We start from the raw sequence: 14,492 nt of genomic DNA, 5'->3' as shown, positions 1-14,492 counted from the left end.
GACGTGAAAACCCATGAGATTCGGGAACGCTTTACCCAGCACTTCGTCAAAGCCGGCCACCAGGCCGTGCCCAGCGCCTCGCTGATCCTCGACGACCCGAACCTGCTGTTCGTCAACGCCGGCATGGTGCCGTTTAAGCCCTACTTCCTGGGCCAGCAGAACCCGCCGTTTCCCAACGGCACGGCGACGTCCATCCAGAAATGCGTGCGCACCCTCGACATCGAGGAAGTCGGTATTACGACGCGCCACAACACGTTCTTCCAGATGGCTGGCAACTTCTCGTTCGGCCAGTATTTCAAGGAAGGCGCCATCACGCACGCCTGGGAGCTGCTCACCGGCTCGCTCGAGGACGGCGGCTTCGGCCTCGACCCGGAGCGCTTGTGGGTGACGGTGTACCTCGACGACGACGAGGCGCGCGACATCTGGCGCGACAAGATCGGCGTGCCCGAAGACCGCATCCAGCGCCTGGGCATGGAGGACAACTACTGGTCCATGGGCATTCCCGGCCCGTGCGGCCCGTGCTCTGAAATCTACTACGACCGTGGCCCGGAATACGGTGCTGAGGGCGGCCCCATTGCTGACGATAACCGTTACATGGAGATCTGGAACCTGGTCTTCATGCAAAATGAGCGCGGCGAGGGCATCGGCAAGGGCAATTTCGAGATCGTGGGCCCGCTGCCGAAGAAAAACATCGATACCGGCTTAGGCATCGAGCGCGTGGCCTGCATCCTCCAAGACGTGGACAACGTCTACGAGACTGATCTCCTGCGTCCCGTCATTGACGAGGCGGAGAAGCTTACCGGCTCCACGTACGGGGACGGCGCGCCGAAGGAAGACAATATCCGTTTCCGCGTCATCGCTGACCACTCCCGTACCGGCATGATGCTCATCCTCGACGGCGTCACCCCGTCCAACGAGGGCCGCGGCTACATCTTGCGCCGCCTGCTGCGCCGCATCGTGCGTTCCGCCCGCCTGCTGGGTGCCAAGGGCGCCACGCTGGAGCAGTTCATGAACACCATCATGGACACCATGACGCCGTCCTACCCGGAGATTGCAGACAACCGCGAACGCATCCTGCGAGTCGCCGTCACCGAGGAGAAGGCCTTCCTCAAGACCCTCGAGTCCGGCACGAAGCTCTTCGACGAGGCCGTCGAGGAACTTAAGAACACCTCACGCGCCAAGACGCCAAAGGTCCTTTCTGGCGACAAGGCCTTCGAACTGCACGACACGTACGGCTTCCCCATCGACCTCACGCTCGAGATGGCTAATGAGGCCGGCCTCGAGGTCGACATGGACGGCTTCAATGAGGCAATGGGCGAGCAGCGTCGCCGCGCGAAGGCCGATAACCAGGCCAAGAAGCACGGCCATGCGGACCTGTCCATCTACCGCGAGTGGGTCGATAACAACCCGACCGTATTCACCGGTTACGAGGAGCTCACCTCCGACGCAAAGGTCATCGGCCTGCTGCGCGGCGGCGAAAAGGTCACCGAGGTCTCCGAGGGCGACGAGGTTGAGGTCATCCTCGACCAGACGCCGCTCTACGCCGAGGCCGGCGGCCAGATGGCTGACCGCGGTCGCCTCTTTGCGGGCGAGACCCTGCTTGAGGTCGGCGACGTTCAGAAAATCGGCAAGAAGCTGTGGGTCCACAAGGCGACCGTCACGGCTGGCGGCCTAGACCTCGGCCAGTCCGTCACGGCGGAGGTCAACGAGGAGTGGCGCCACGGTGCCGTCCAGGCGCACTCCGCCACACACCTCATCCACGCCGCCCTGCGTCAGGTGCTAGGCCCCACGGCCGTCCAGGCCGGTTCCATGAACCGCCCGGGCTACCTGCGCTTTGACTTCAACTACACCGAGCAGCTCACCCCGGAGCAGCTGCAGGAAATCGCGACGATTACCAACCAAGCTGTCGACGCGAACTTCCAGGTCAACACCATCGAGACCTCGCTCGAGGAAGCTAAGGCCATGGGCGCCATGGCGCTCTTCGGCGAAAACTACGGCTCGAAGGTCCGCGTCGTTGAGATGGGCGGCCCGTTCTCCCTCGAGCTTTGCGGCGGCACGCACGTCGGCGCCACGGCTCAGATCGGCCCGGTCTCCGTGCTTGGCGAGTCCTCCGTGGGCTCCGGTGCACGCCGTATCGAGGCCTACTCGGGTCTCGACGCCTTCCGTTACTACTCCAAGGAGACCGCGCTTATCGAGGGCGTCTCCCGCGAGCTCAAGGTCCAGACCGAGGACCTGCCGGAGCGCGTCGCCCAGCTGGCAGAGAAGCTCAAGGCCGCGGAGAAGGAAATCGAGCACCTGCGCTCCGCCCAGCTCGCAGCGAAGGCTGCGGAGTTCCTCGCCGTCGCCGGTGACATCAACGGCTTCCGCGTGCTCACCGCGCGCCTGCCCAAGGGCACGTCCGGCAAGGACCTGCGTACCGTCGCGACGGAGATTCGCAACCGTGTCCGCGACGAGGCTGCCATCATCCTCCTCGCTGCCGAGGACGGCGCCAAGGTGCCGTTCATCGCCGCTGCTTCCGATGCCGCCATCGCCCGCGGCGTCAAGTCCGGCGACCTCGTCAAGCGCTTTGGCGAGTTCGTCGGCGGCAAGGGCGGCGGCAAGCCGGACATGGCGCAGGGCTCCGGCTCCAATGCCGCCGGCATCGAAGAGGGCTTCGCTGCCCTCAAGAGCTACGTCGAGTCGCTCTAAGCCAATGGCGAAAGTCGAACCCGATACGCCCGGCGTCGACGACCCGGGCCAGGGCCGCCGCCTCGCGCTCGACGTGGGCACGGTACGCATTGGTGTCGCCGTGTCCGACCGTGACGCGAAGCTCGCCATGCCCGTGGAGACCGTGCCGCGCGAGACGGGGTTCAAGGACCGCGACAAAGGCGACATCGACCGCATCCTCGAACTCATCGAGGACTATGATGTCGTGGAAGTCGTGGTCGGTTTGCCCCGTGATTTGCACGCCAATGGGTCAAAAAGTGTGAAACATGCCAAAGAAATCGCGTTTCGCATCCGCCGTAGGCTGGCCGCAGGTGCCACTATGGATAAAGTTCTACCTCCCGTACGCATGGCGGACGAGCGTCTCACCACAGTCGCTGCGACTCATGCACTGCGTGCGTCTGGCGTGAGCGAGCGCAAGGGCCGCGCGGTCATCGACCAAGCGGCGGCGGTAGAGATTTTGCAGTCGTGGCTAGACGGCCGCGCTAACGCCTTGGCGGACTAAATCCCCGCCCGCGGCTTGGCGCGACGCCTGGCCGCGGCACCCCCGGAAACGAGGAGATTGAAGCTTCAGTGAGCCGCAACGAACAGCGCATCGGCAAGCGCATGGAACCGAAGTACGTCAAGCGACGCCAAAACGGCTTGGCCGTGCTCGTCGCGTCCATCGTGCTGATCGTCGGAACGATCGGCTATGTCGCGTGGCATAACCTGCGCGATCTCGGCGTGCCTAAAGACTACGAAGGTGAGGGCAACGGCGTGACGCAGCTCGTGCAAGTCGAAGAGGGCAGCTCCATGTCGCAGCTGGGACCCCAGCTTGTGGAGAAGAACGTCGTCGCCTCGGAGGAGTCCTTCCAGACCGCCGTCGCCAACAACCCAATGGCCTCGCAGATTCAGCCCGGCTTCTTCCACCTCCAGGAGGAGATGAGCGCGAAGTCCGCGGTATCCGCGTTGCTCAACGACGAGAACAAGGTGGACATGCTCGACGTGCCCGGCGGTCTCACGCTCAGCGACGTGGTCGTCGTCGGTGGCGATATCCGCTACGGCATTTACTCGAAGATCTCCAAGGTCTCCTGCTCTGACGGTTCCTGCGTGGACAAGGCAGAGCTGGAGCGCGTCGCGGCCAACGTCGACCCGGCCGAGCTCGGTGCCCCGGAGTGGGCACTCGACGCCGTCCGTGCGCGCGGCAACGACCCGAAGCGCCTTGAGGGCCTCATCGCCCCTGGCCAGTACGTGCTGGACCCGAACATGTCGGCCCAGGAGATCCTCACCGACCTCATCACGCGTTCGACGAAGCAGTACAACGAGACCAATATCGTGGAGCGCGCGCAGGCGATGAACCTGAGCCCCTACGAGTTGCTCACCGCAGCCTCCCTCGTCGAGCGCGAGGCACCGGCCGGCGAGTTCGACAAGGTCGCCCGCGTCATCCTCAATCGTCTCGCCGAGCCCATGCGCCTCGAGTTCGACTCCACGGTTAACTATGACCTCGCGGACGTCGAACTCGCCACGACGGACGAGGCCCGCGCCCGCGAGACCCCGTGGAACACCTACGCCAAGGACGGTCTGCCGGATACTCCGATCGCGTCGCCGTCCGAAGAGGCCATCCAGGCCATGGAGAACCCGGCTGATGGCGACTGGAAGTTCTTCGTCACCGTCGACGAGCAGGGCACCACGGTGTTCAGCAACAACTACGATGAGCACCTGACCAACGTCGACCGCGCCATCAACTCCGGCATTCTGGACTCGCAGCGCGAGGCCGAAGGCGCCGGCGCGTCAGGCGACGCCGAGCAGTAACGCTGCCGCTTGCCGCCCCGTCCGCACTCCGCGGGCGGGGCGCTTGTCGTTTTAGTCCACCGTGCACTCGATGCGCTTGCCGTACGGTGTGACAAACCACAGCACGCCATCATCGTCTCGGAAATAGGAGTTTCCGTCTGCTTTCTTGCCGTTATGGTGGGCGCACAGCGGCACGAGATTCGACGCGTTCGTCATTCCGCCCTTCGCCCACGCGATGAGATGGTCGCGCTGGCACTTCATGGCAGGTGCCTTGCAGCCCGGGTGGATGCACTGCGGCCATAGCGCCCACGCCATGGCGGTTTGCTTCCGATTGAACAGCGGCGTGACCCGGTAGCAATCCACCGGCTCGTTCCACCGGGTGGCCAGCGTGACAAGCCCCGCGCCGAGCAGCTTCTCCTCGACGAGCTGTTTGCCCGTGCGCACCGTCCCGTCCGTGGCGCGAAACTTCTTCTCGCCTGCGGTTCCGTTGAGGATTTCCTCAACATCATCGAGAGTGATGACGATATGCGCCGCACGCCCGGGCACGGTGTCTTTGGCCTTGCCCTCGGTAAGCGCCTTGAATCCCTCTAAAAGGTTATCGAAATTCTGCGGCCCGGATTCGTTTACTCCGGGTAGAAGATTGAACAAGTCGATGAGCCACGGCTCGTTCGTGTCGAGGACGAGCTTGTGCCAGCCGTCCTTGCGGTACGTGTGGCGCGCCGTTGGCTTCTTCTCCGGCGCGGGCAGCCATTTCGCGGCCACCTCGTCGATTTTCTCGGCGGGCGTATCGCAGAGTTTCACGCGCAGCCGGTCGGGCGTCTTCTTCGCCTTTTTGACGTGGTTTTCGATCTTCTTCAGCGTTTTGACGGTATGCCTGCGGGTGCGCGCAGCATCGCGAGCCTTGCGCTGTAAGCGCGTCGCGTGCGTCGGACCCCAGTAGATGTGGGCGAGCTTTACGCCATCGGAGGCATCGGTCTTCGGTACGCCTTGGGCGCGGAGGTCTTTAGATTCGAGGCCGACGAGGTCGCGGAGAGAGTCGACGCCAATCGTGGTTGCTTCAACATAAGAGATAGCCATGCCTGCGACGCTATGGCCAGCGTCAATATCGCGGCAACGCTCCGTCCGTGCGCCTGTGGATAACTCCGATTTTCTTGCCCAATATAATGGGCAAAGATCCAGACTGTGGATACGGAACCGTAGGTTCTCGCCGGAACCCTTCGCAGTCTGCCGCTCACGTTCGTCCTAGTGAAAGGCCCTTTCCATGCCCCGCGCCGCCGTTCTTGGTTCCCCCATCGCGCACTCGCTCTCGCCCGTCCTGCACAACGCGGGCTACGCGGCCTTGGGGCTCGACGACTGGAGCTATGAGCGCTTCGAGACCACCGCCGAGGAGCTGCCGGAGCGCGTGGGGGAGTCCGAGTCGGACTTCCGGGGGTTTTCGGTGACGATGCCCGGCAAATTCGCCGCCCTCAACTTCGCGACGGAGGTCACCGACCGCGCGCGGCTTATGGGCTCGGCAAATACGCTCGTGCGCCTTGAGGGCGGCGGCTGGCGCGCGGACAACACAGACACCGAGGGTATCGCCGGCGCCTTGGCTGAGCTTATGGGGGACGAGCCCGGTACGGGCTGCAGGGCACTGGTCATTGGGGCCGGTGGCACGGCCCGCCCGGCACTGTGGGGCTTGGCGCAACGCGGCTACCGCGACATCGATGTCCTCAACCGCCGGGACCGCACGGCAGAGTTTGCCAAGCTTGCCGATGCCCTCGAACTCAACCTCACCCCTGTGAGCTACGCCGACAATCTGCGGGCGCGCGTTAAACAGGCTGACGTCATCGTCTCGACGGTGCCGTCCGCTGTACTCACGGACCACCTCGAGGCGCTTAGCCATGCGCCGGTGCTCGACGTCATTTACGACACGCTACCCACACCGCTCATGGCGTACGCTGCGGCGGACGGTTATCCCACGGTGGGAGGGCACATCATGCTTGCGCACCAATCTTTCAGCCAATTCGAGCAGTACACCGGGCTCTCGGCGCCGCGCGCAGCGATGGTGGACGCGCTCCTCGAAGCGCTGAAGAAGCGCGGCTAAACGCGCGCCGGCGGCAACGTCGCGTCAGCGGGGAAGAGCTTGGGCCCTGTCCAACGCATGAAGTAGACGAGCGCGACGAGCACGGGCACCTCGACGAGCGGGCCCACTGTACCGGCGAGCGCTTGGCCGGACTCGGCGCCGAAAGTACCGATGGCCACGGCGATAGCAAGCTCAAAATTATTGCCCGCCGCCGTAAACGCGACGGACGCGCAGCGATCGTAGGGCATGCCCGCGGCCCGGGCCGCGACGAGTGCGACGCTGAACATCACCACGAAGTAGCACAGCAGCGGCAGCGCGACGCGCGCGACGGTCCAGGGCTGCGCCATGACGTACTCACCCTGGAGACAGAAGAGCACGACGATGGTGTAGAGCAGTCCGAGCAGCGCAAGTGGGGAGACGACGGGCAGGAAGCGCTCTTCGTACCACTCGCGGCCAGCGGTGTGCTCGGCGATGAGCCGCGAGGCGACGCCAGCGAGCAGCGGGATGCCCAGGAAGACGAGCACGGAGAGCACAATGGCCCAGAAGGAGAAATCCGCGGACGTGGTAGACAAGCCCAGCCAGCTCGGCAGAATCTGGAGGTAAAACCAGCCGAGGACGCCGAACAAGAGGACTTGGAAGAGCGAGTTAATGGCGACGAGGACGGCGGTGGCCTCGCGATCAGCGCAGGAGAGGTCGGACCATACGAGCACCATCGCGATGCAGCGCGCGAGACCGACGATGATAAGCCCCGTGCGCAGCTCTGGCTGGTCCGGAAGGAAGATCCAACCCAACGCGAACATCAAGGTCGGGCCAGCCACCCAGTTGAGGACGATGGTGAGCGTCATGAGCTTCTTATCGGCGACGATGCCGCCCGCCTTGTCGTAGCGCACTTTCGCCAGCGGCGGATACATCATGACGAGCAGGCCGAGCGCGATGGGCAGCGAAATCGTGCCTATCTTGGCGCCGTCGAGCCACGCGGCGAGGCCGGGTGCGACGCGACTGAGCACCAGCCCAAGCCCCATGGCAAGAAGGATCCACAGGGGAAGGAAGCGGTCAAGGAATGAGAGCCGTGGCATGAATCTCCAAATTTATTAGTATAGATGTGAGTAAATATTAATTTTAATTTTCATAGTTTATGACGTCAATATAAAATGGGAGTATGAATTCGTCCCTGGAGATTCCTCTTCGCGATTTCTCTGAACCGTGCTGCAGCCTGGGTGAGGGGCTCCTCGAGGAGTCTGACGCCGCGCGCTTTGCCGCGCTCTTCGGTCTCCTCGCTGATCCCACGCGCTTGCGCCTGTTGTCACAAATCGCGGACGCGGGCTGCGCGCCCATGAGCGTCGGCGACCTCGTTGCTCTCACCGGCCTGACGCAGCCCACGGTGTCTCATCACCTTAAGCGACTCACGGAGGCCGGCCTGCTCACGCGCACCAAGGAAGGCCGCACCGTGACGCACGCGGTCGTGTCTGAGGCGTTCGCCGAGCTGCGCAGCGTGCTGCAGATCGGCTAAGCCTGCGCGTCACGCTCGGGGCCGCTAGTATCGGGCGGCATGTGGGGTGGACTCGTGGGGATGATCGTCGTGGCCTGGGCGGCCGCGTTGTGGCGCTTCGACGTGCGCGAGCGCCGGCTGCCCGCGTGGCTCACGCTGCCCGCTGCGGCTGGCGCTCTGCCGTGGATAAGCCTCGCCGGCTGCGCGTGGGCGGGACTGTATCTGGCGCTGGGGGTGGCCCGGGGCGGCATCGGCGGCGGGGATATCAAGCTTGCGCTACCGCTGGGCATCGCGGTGGCACACGTAGCGGGGTGGTCGGGCGTGCTTGCGGCTGTCTTCCTCGCGAACGTTGCGACGCTGGTCGCGCAGGCGGCGCGGTGGCACTGGGCTGGCGCGGGTGATCCCGCTCCCGCGCATGGCCCCGGCATGCTCGCTGCGGCGGGCAGCGTCGTCGCATGGGGTATGTGGGGGCCACAAGGCATATGAATTTAAAGGCTCTGGCGACCTAGTGCCAGCATGTGCCCGCGCGGCGTGCGATAATAATCCGCATGCTTCGTTGGACTACTGCCGGAGAATCCCACGGCCAGGCGCTCATCGCGATGATTGAGCACATGCCCGCTGGCGTTCCCATCACTGAAGAAGAGATTGCCTTGCAACTGTCCCGCCGTCGTCTGGGTTATGGCCGCGGCGCGCGTATGAAGTTTGAACAGGATGAGCTCACGCTGCTCACCGGCATCCTCCACGGAAAGACGATTGGCAGCCCCATCGCCATCCAGATCGGCAACACCGAGTGGCCCAAGTGGACCACGATTATGTCCCCGGCACCGCTGGACATGGACGATCCGGAGGTTGCTAAGGCCATGGAGTCGGGCCGCGGCGCCAAGCTCACTCGCCCGCGCCCAGGCCACGCCGATTTCGCCGGCATGGTCAAGTATGACCACGACGGCGCGCGCCCTATCCTCGAGCGTTCCTCGGCGCGCGAGACCGCCGCCCGCGTTGCGGCCGCTACCGTCGCGCGCAATTTCCTGCGCGAGACCCTCGGCGTTGAGGTATTTTCCCACGTCATCTCCATCGGGGCGTCTGAGCCTTCCGATGCCACCCCTACCTTCGCTGACCTGGAGGCTATCGACGCTTCGCCGGTGCGGGCGGCATCGGCAAGCGCGGAGGCGTCCATGGTCGCCGAGATTGAGGCGGCGAAGAAGCAGGGCGACACGCTGGGCGGCATCGTCGAGGTCATCGTGGACGGCCTGCCCATCGGGCTGGGTTCGCATATCTCGGGTGAGGATCGCCTGGACGCGCAGCTGGCGGCCGCGCTCATGGGCATCCAGTCCGTCAAGGGCGTGGAGATTGGCGACGGCTTTGAGGAAGCCCGCCGCCGCGGCTCCGAGGCCCACGACGAAATGGTGCGCGCGGAGGGCGGCGTCACGCGCCTCACGAACCGCGCGGGCGGCCTGGAAGGCGGCATGACCAATGGCCAGACGCTGCGCGTGCGCGCGGGCCTTAAGCCGATTTCGACGGTGCCGCGCGCGCTGAAGACCGTGGATATGGCCACGGGTAAGGCTGCGAGCGGTATTCACCAACGCTCCGACGTGTGTGCGGTGCCTGCCGGCGGCGTCGTGGCCGAGGCCATGGTGGCGCTCGTGCTCGCGCGAGCGGTCCTAGAGAAGTTCGGCGGGGATTCGCTCGCCGAGACGAAGCGCAATATCGCGGCGTACCAAGAGTATGTCGCTAAGCGCCTGAGCTTTCCGGAGGGAGAGTAGATGACCGACCGACTCAATAGCCCGCAGCCTGTCGCGGATGAGGTCACGGCCGCGGGGCCGGAGACCGTCGAGAAGGCCATCTACTTCGGTCACCGTCCGCGGGTCGTGCTTGTGGGCCCGCCGGGGGCTGGCAAGTCGACCATCGGCCGCCGCCTGTCGCGCGCGCTCAACTGTGAGTTCGTGGATTCGGACGCGCTCATCGAGGCCGCCGAGGGCCGCACCTGTGGCGAGGTTTTCGCAGCTCTCGGCGAGCCGGCCTTCCGCAAGCTGGAGGAAAAGCACGTCGCCAAGGCACTGCTGTCCGACGGCGTGGTGTCGCTGGGCGGTGGTGCCGTCATCTCGCAGGCCAACCGCGATCTGCTCGAGGCGATGACCGTCGTACTCATCGACGTGAGCGCGGAGGAAGGCGCGCGCCGCACGGCCGACGAGAACACCCGGCCGGTGCTCGCCGCTGCAGATCCCGTCGCGCACTACCGCCAGCTCCTCGAGGACCGCGCGGAGTACTACCGGGAGGTCGCGGACTTCCGCGCGCGCACTGACGGCCGCTCGCCGCAGCAAGTGGTGGGCGATATTTTGAGCTTCCTCGAAAGCCTCTAAGGAGAATTGATGATCCAGGACACCGTCGCCGTTAACGGCCCGAGCCCCTATGTGGTGAGCATTGGCCACGATTTGTCTAACGATATCGTCGCGCGGGTGCGCACCATCGGCGCGCATAACGTGGGCATCGTCCACCAGCCGGCGCTTGCGGCGGCGGCGCGCCAGATCGCTGCGGCGTTGGAATCGCTCAACGTCACGCCGCTGCTCCTGCCCATCCCAGACGCGGAGGCGGGTAAGACGCTCGCCGTGTGCGGCGAGCTGTGGGACCAGCTGGGCGAGGCGAATTTTTCGCGCGCCGACGCGCTCATCGGCCTGGGCGGCGGCGCGGCGACGGACCTCGCTGGTTTCGTGGCCTCTGGCTGGATGCGTGGCATCAAGGTCATCCAGGCGCCGACGACGCTGCTCGCCATGGTCGACGCGGCGGTGGGCGGCAAGACGGGCATTAATACGGCGGCCGGCAAGAACCTGGTGGGCGCGTTCCATGAGCCGGACTCGGTCTTCGTGGACCTTAACCTCCTGCGCACGCTGCCCCAGGACGAGCTGCGCGCTGGCTCAGCGGAAATCATTAAGACCGGTTTCATCCACAATCCGGTCATCATCGAGCGTTATCTCGCGGATCCGGCGGCGTGCCTCGACGTGGACGGTTTCCTGCCCGAGCTGGTCACGCGGTCCATTACCGTCAAAGCGCACGTCGTGGGCCAGGACCTCAAGGAGTCGGGCCTGCGCGAGACGCTCAATTACGGGCACACCTTTGGCCATGCGGTCGAGTTGCGCGAGCACTACACCTGGCGCCACGGCAACGCCGTCGCGGTGGGCATGATGTTTATCGCGAATCTCTCGGCGGCGCGCGGGCTTATTACGCCTGAGCTGCTCTCAACGCACCGCGCTATTTTGACCGCGATAGGCTTGCCCACGACGTATGAGGGCGGCCACTTCGAGGAGCTTTACGCCGGCATGACGCACGATAAGAAGAACCGCGGCGGCCATATCCGCTTCGTCGCGCTCACGGATATCGGCGCGACGACGCGCATTGAAGACGCCACCGAGGATGAGATGCGTGCGGCGTACGAGGCCATTTCGGAGTAAAGGAGAATTCATGAAGATTGTCGTTCTCAACGGACCGAATCTCAACCGCTTGGGCAAGCGCCAGCCGGAGATTTACGGCTCGACGACGCTCGCGGACGTGGAGGCCATGGTCGCCGACCGCGCCGCCCAGCTGGGCCTGGAGGTCGAGTTTTTCCAGTCCAACCACGAGGGTGCCTTGATCGACCGAGTCCACGCCGCGGCGGACGCGAAGGCGGGCGTCATCATCAACCCCGGCGGCTTTACCCACACCTCGGTCGCCTTGCGTGACGCGCTGGCGGAGATTGCTGACGGCGCGGGCTTCGTCGAGGTCCACATCTCCAACGTCCAAGCCCGCGAGGAATTTCGTCACTTCTCGTATTTGTCACCGATTGCGCGCGGCGTTATCGCGGGTCTCGGCACCTTTGGCTACCTCGCGGCGCTCGAATACTTCGCGCAGTCGGCGTAGGCGCAGCGGCGCGGCGTCAATTACCCCCAATCGAGCATTTCCGGCCGTGGACCGGGCTACCATAGAGGGCGTTCGTTTCGTCCGCACGAGACCCCGCGCGTCACGCGCTGGGGTCCCGGCCGTTGTATGACAGAGGAGACCACCATGGCCCTGGCTGATACCCGTTTTAGTAACCGTCGCCGCAAGCTCGCCGCGCAGCTCGCCGGCCAGCGCATCGACGCCATGCTGGTCACCCACCTCACGCACGTGCGCTACCTGTCCGGCTTTTCCGGATCCAACGGCGGCCTGCTGCTGCGCAAGGATCTCACGGCGACGATGGCGACGGACGGCCGCTACACCACGCAGATCGCCGAGGAGGTCCCGGATCTCAAGGCCATTCTGGGCCGCGCGGTAGGCGAGGAGCTGCTCAAGACCCTCACCGGCCCCATGCGCGTGGGCTACGAGGCGGACTACGTCTCCGTCTCCCAGCTGGAAAAGCTCACCGCAGCCGCGCCCTCCGATATCACGCTCGTGCCCGTCACCGGTGTTATCGAAGAAATCCGTCTGGTCAAGGACCAGCACGAGTTGCGCCGCCTCACCGAGATCGCGGAGCTGGCCAACACGGCGCTCACCCAGCTCATCGACGCGGGCGAGCTCGCCGCGGGACGCACCGAGCGCCAGGTCGCCGCGGATCTCGAGTACCGCATGCGCACCCTCGGCTCGGAGCGCGTGTCCTTCGACACCATCGTTGCCTCCGGTCCGAACTCCGCGAAGCCGCACCACGGCGCGGACGACCGCGTTATTGAAAACGGCGACCTCGTCACCATCGACTTCGGCGCGCACCTCCGAGGCTTCAACTCGGACTGCACGCGTACCTTCGTCGTGGGCGAGGCCAACGACTTCGCCAAGGAAATCTACAACGTCGTGCTCGAGTCGCAGCTGGCCGGCGTGCGCGCCGCGGTGCCGGGCACGAAGCTCGTCGACGTCGACGCCGCGAGCCGCACCGTCATCGAGGACGCAGGCTACGGCGAGTATTTCGTCCATTCCACCGGCCACGGCGTGGGTCTCGACGTCCACGAGGGGCCGTACGCTGCGAAGACCGGCACGGGCGAGCTGGCCGAGGGCATGACGCTGACCATCGAGCCGGGCATCTACGTGCCGGGCAAGGGCGGCGTGCGCATCGAGGACACGCTTATCATCACCTCGGGCGCGCCGCAGATCATTACGCAGTACCCCAAGGATCTGCGCGAGATTTAATTACCGCGTCCCGTGCGCGGGTCCCATTCCGGCTGGGACCGTGCGCGGTGGTAGGCTTAGACACTGTTTTCACACGCCCATCTATTCGTAAAACCCCAGGAGAAAAACCTTCCATGGCTGATACCACCGACTTTAAGAACGGCCTTGTCCTGAAGATGGACAACAAGCTGCAGCAGATCATCGAGTTCCAGCACGTCAAGCCGGGCAAGGGCCCTGCGTTCGTGCGCACCAAGCTCAAGGACGTCGTCACCGGCAAGGTCACGGATAAGACCTTCAACGCGGGCGTCAAGGTCGAGACCGCCACGGTCGACCGCCGCACGATGACCTACCTGTACAACGATGGCTCCAACTACGTCATCATGGACGACAAGACCTTCGAGCAGTTCGAGGTTCCGTTCGACAAGTTCGGCGACGCCGGCAAGTTCCTGCTGGAGAACATGCAGGTCCAGGTCTCCTTCCACGAGGGCGAGATCCTCTTCGGCGAGCTGCCCATCTCCGTCGACCTCAAGGTCGAGCACACCGAGCCGGGCCTGCAGGGCGACCGCTCCTCGGGCGGCACGAAGCCGGCCACCCTCGAGACCGGTGCTGAGATCCAGGTCCCGCTGTTCATCGAGATCGGCAACGTCCTCAAGATCGATACCCGCACCGGCGAGTACCTCTCCCGCGTCAACAACTAAGGCATCCTCTCGCTGTGAGTGATAAAGAGAAGTCGCGCGACATCAACTACAAGCGACATACCGCACGTTACCGCGCGCGTCGCCGCGCGGCCGACATCCTCTTCGAGGCCGAGAATCGCGATATCGATCCCGTCGCCATCGTGGAGGACCGCATTCAGCTTGCCCGCGACAAGGAGTCCGGCGTGGCTCCCATCGCGGAGTACACGGCAGAGATCGTCCGCGGCGCGGCCGAGGAACTCGACATTATCGACGAGAATATCGCCCGCTTCCTCTCGGAGGACTGGGAGTTCCATCGCCTGCCGGCCGTGGACCGCGCCATCATGCGTGTCGCGGCGTGGGAGCTGCTGTTTAACCCAGATGTGCCCACGGCGACGGCCATCGTCGAAGGCGTCGAGCTCGCCAGCGAGTACTCGACGGACAAGGCGGCACCCTACGTGCATGCCGTCCTCGACGACATCGCCCAGTCGCGCTCGCTGTCGAACCCAATGAACGAGTCGGGTCTCGGCGAGGACGCCGAGCTTGCCGATGCCCCCGCGTCCCCGGTCTTCCCCGAGGGCGAAGCCCCGGCCGACCACGAGGCTGCGCAGGCGCAGCCGCTCGACGAGTTCGGGGATCCTGAGTTCCCTCCGCTCGACGAGGACGACGCTGAGAAGTAACCGGCTGT

15 protein-coding genes are annotated in these 14,492 nt (G+C 64.9%); 13 read left to right on the top strand and 2 right to left on the bottom strand.

Annotated features, from left to right (window positions below; all coding sequences use genetic code 11):
* Positions 1-3: 3 nt before the first annotated feature.
* The 3 genes from alaS to mltG all read left to right on the top strand — a co-directional run bounded on the left by alaS (position 4) and on the right by mltG (position 4,494).
* Positions 4-2,688: an alanine--tRNA ligase gene (gene alaS / locus ABJ196_RS03480; RefSeq protein ID WP_347305239.1), complete on the top strand. Its 2,685-nt coding sequence runs from the start codon at positions 4-6 to the stop codon at positions 2,686-2,688.
* A gap of 4 nt (positions 2,689-2,692) precedes the next feature.
* The gene (ruvX, locus tag ABJ196_RS03475; RefSeq protein ID WP_347305238.1) at positions 2,693-3,208 is read left to right on the top strand and encodes a Holliday junction resolvase RuvX; all 516 of its coding nucleotides are present in this window, start codon (positions 2,693-2,695) and stop codon (positions 3,206-3,208) included.
* Positions 3,209-3,309: 101 nt separating this feature from the next.
* Positions 3,310-4,494 (top strand): endolytic transglycosylase MltG, encoded by a 1,185-nt coding sequence (mltG, locus tag ABJ196_RS03470; protein WP_347305308.1) that lies wholly within the window; start codon positions 3,310-3,312, stop codon positions 4,492-4,494.
* A 51-nt stretch (positions 4,495-4,545) separates the two neighbouring features.
* Here the strand turns inward: mltG and ABJ196_RS03465 are convergent, their stop codons facing one another.
* Positions 4,546-5,550: an HNH endonuclease signature motif containing protein gene (locus ABJ196_RS03465; protein WP_347305237.1), complete on the bottom strand. Its 1,005-nt coding sequence runs from the start codon at positions 5,548-5,550 to the stop codon at positions 4,546-4,548.
* A gap of 184 nt (positions 5,551-5,734) precedes the next feature.
* Here ABJ196_RS03465 and ABJ196_RS03460 point away from each other — a divergent pair, with 184 nt between their 5' ends.
* Entirely contained in the window at positions 5,735-6,559 is an 825-nt protein-coding gene (locus tag ABJ196_RS03460) for a shikimate dehydrogenase (protein WP_347305236.1), read from the top strand.
* Here the strand turns inward: ABJ196_RS03460 and arsB are convergent.
* Entirely contained in the window at positions 6,556-7,614 is a 1,059-nt protein-coding gene (arsB, locus tag ABJ196_RS03455; protein WP_347305235.1) for an ACR3 family arsenite efflux transporter, read from the bottom strand. The genes ABJ196_RS03460 and arsB overlap by 4 nt on opposite strands.
* Positions 7,615-7,697: 83 nt before the next feature.
* On the opposite strand from arsB, the gene ABJ196_RS03450 reads away from it, so the two are divergent.
* The 9 genes from ABJ196_RS03450 to nusB all read left to right on the top strand — a co-directional run bounded on the left by ABJ196_RS03450 (position 7,698) and on the right by nusB (position 14,484).
* Entirely contained in the window at positions 7,698-8,048 is a 351-nt protein-coding gene (locus tag ABJ196_RS03450; RefSeq protein ID WP_347305234.1) for a metalloregulator ArsR/SmtB family transcription factor, read from the top strand.
* Positions 8,049-8,087: 39 nt separating this feature from the next.
* Entirely contained in the window at positions 8,088-8,513 is a 426-nt protein-coding gene (locus ABJ196_RS03445; RefSeq protein WP_347305233.1) for a prepilin peptidase, read from the top strand.
* A gap of 62 nt (positions 8,514-8,575) precedes the next feature.
* Positions 8,576-9,787, top strand: coding sequence for a chorismate synthase (gene aroC / locus ABJ196_RS03440; protein WP_257052178.1), 1,212 nt, complete (start codon positions 8,576-8,578; stop codon positions 9,785-9,787).
* Entirely contained in the window at positions 9,788-10,384 is a 597-nt protein-coding gene (locus ABJ196_RS03435; protein WP_347305232.1) for a shikimate kinase, read from the top strand.
* A gap of 9 nt (positions 10,385-10,393) precedes the next feature.
* Positions 10,394-11,470 (top strand): 3-dehydroquinate synthase, encoded by a 1,077-nt coding sequence (gene aroB, locus ABJ196_RS03430; protein WP_347305231.1) that lies wholly within the window; start codon positions 10,394-10,396, stop codon positions 11,468-11,470.
* A 10-nt stretch (positions 11,471-11,480) separates the two neighbouring features.
* Entirely contained in the window at positions 11,481-11,915 is a 435-nt protein-coding gene (gene aroQ / locus ABJ196_RS03425) for a type II 3-dehydroquinate dehydratase (RefSeq protein WP_347305230.1), read from the top strand.
* A 144-nt stretch (positions 11,916-12,059) separates the two neighbouring features.
* The gene (locus ABJ196_RS03420; protein WP_347305307.1) at positions 12,060-13,151 is read left to right on the top strand and encodes an aminopeptidase P family protein; all 1,092 of its coding nucleotides are present in this window, start codon (positions 12,060-12,062) and stop codon (positions 13,149-13,151) included.
* A gap of 113 nt (positions 13,152-13,264) precedes the next feature.
* Complete coding sequence (gene efp / locus ABJ196_RS03415) at positions 13,265-13,828, top strand: elongation factor P (protein WP_066493128.1); 564 nt, start codon at positions 13,265-13,267, stop codon at positions 13,826-13,828.
* A 41-nt stretch (positions 13,829-13,869) separates the two neighbouring features.
* Positions 13,870-14,484 carry a transcription antitermination factor NusB gene (gene nusB / locus ABJ196_RS03410; RefSeq protein WP_347305306.1) on the top strand — a complete coding sequence of 205 codons (615 nt, stop codon included), beginning with the start codon at positions 13,870-13,872 and terminating at the stop codon, positions 14,482-14,484.
* The last annotated feature ends 8 nt before the right edge of the window (positions 14,485-14,492 follow it).

This window comes from Corynebacterium sp. SA-MJD20WY100 (genome assembly GCF_039822565.1).
GTDB classification, from domain to species: Bacteria; Actinomycetota; Actinomycetes; order Mycobacteriales; family Mycobacteriaceae; genus Corynebacterium; species Corynebacterium phoceense_A.
The sequence above is the reverse complement of the archived record's forward strand: the minus strand, read 5'-3'. Positions and strand labels throughout refer to the sequence as shown.